This is a genomic window from Bartonella acomydis (assembly GCF_039543025.1).
GTDB lineage: Bacteria > Pseudomonadota > Alphaproteobacteria > Rhizobiales > Rhizobiaceae > Bartonella > Bartonella acomydis.
This window is the reverse complement of record NZ_BAABIY010000070.1, coordinates 1-1,374: the sequence shown is the minus strand read 5'-3', so window position 1 is coordinate 1,374 and position 1,374 is coordinate 1. Positions and strand designations below refer to the sequence as shown.

Genomic DNA, 1,374 nt, shown 5'->3' with positions numbered 1-1,374 from the left:
TTATCTGCAGTGCCAAAACGAGCAGTATCATTATACTTGTCGACTAATTTTGTAACATCAGATAAAGTATAAGCTTTCATAGACTTTTCTCCACTAAATTATTTTCTTGAATATATCTCTCTGCACGTTCCTTCCAATATTTCTGTCTCCACAAAGCAAATGCATCCCTATCAATAGCTGATCCCATTGTGTTAGAATTAATACGAATAGCAGAATGATGTTTATTATGAAATGCATTTGTAACTTCTGCTATGGGACCATCATGTGTTTGCAGCATATGATGCAATTCAACAGGTTTATTATCAAAGCCAATGGGGGCTCTTCCTGTTTTCATCCTCTCAATATTTGTACCTGTCACTTTTTTATTGTTGACTGTCCACTCAGAAATTCTATTAGGATCAAACAGATCTTCTCTCTGATAGACTTTGTTTATCTGAATAAATTTTTCTCCCTTGTTCGTTATTTCAATCCCAACCTCAATAGGTTTTGACCAAAATTTTCTCTCCTGTCCAAAATATTGAGTTGCAATAACTTCATCGCTCATTTTTTCTAGCGATTGAGTGATTTCTTTTCCCACATGAGCAGTATTTACTTCAGAAGTAGATGCTCCAACTTTTGCTCCTGTTATAGCCGCTTCTTCAGCCTTAGATGCGAATTTGATCAGATCTTTTTCTACAAGCTTACCCGCAAGCTTTATGCCTCCCTTAACTACTCCAACTCCTCCAACAAAGTTTTCTAGCACTCCGGCTGCTAATCTTCCGCTTACAAAACCAGCATTAAAAGCTCCGTCAACCCCCGCTTTTTCAAAATTCTCTTTTACGTATACATGATCTTTATCAGCCCCTAAAAAGGAATCCCTAACACCTCCCCAGAATTGGCCAGAAGCTCCCCAGACATCATCAACCGCATGTTCACTCACGGCCCAAGACACTCCTGTTCGAATACTGTTAAGAGTTGCTTTAGCGCTCCCCCATGGTTTGCTACTAAGTATTACTGCTAACAGTATGTTTTGCATAGCGCGATGAGCTAAGTCATTAGCTAAATCGGATAGCTTGATTGGTATATCGGCAATAAGACCAAGCATTACGCCTGTCGCAAAAGTCCTCCCTTGTTGTTCGTCAATCTCGAACCATTTTTCGTTAATATCTTTTCGACACTGATCGTCAGAACACTCTTCTAACTCTTTCTTCATCTGAGCTATTTGCGCACTGCTGAGGTAGTTATTTTCCGCAGCATTACCTGCAGCCTCAGCGCCGGTATTGACATCACCACCAGCAAGAGCAGCAGCAAAACCTCCCGCAATGCGTGCTACATCAATGGTCTGCTCTCTAAAGTCAGCAAATTGTGCATCAATCTTGGCAGTGATGCGGGCTT

General features: G+C 40.6%; 1 protein-coding gene. It reads right to left on the bottom strand.

Annotated features, from left to right (window positions below):
* Positions 1-76: 76 nt before the first annotated feature.
* Positions 77-1,374, bottom strand: a 1,298-nt coding sequence (locus ABD909_RS07060) for an HNH/ENDO VII family nuclease (RefSeq protein WP_345097250.1), incomplete at its 5' end; no start/stop codon positions are given.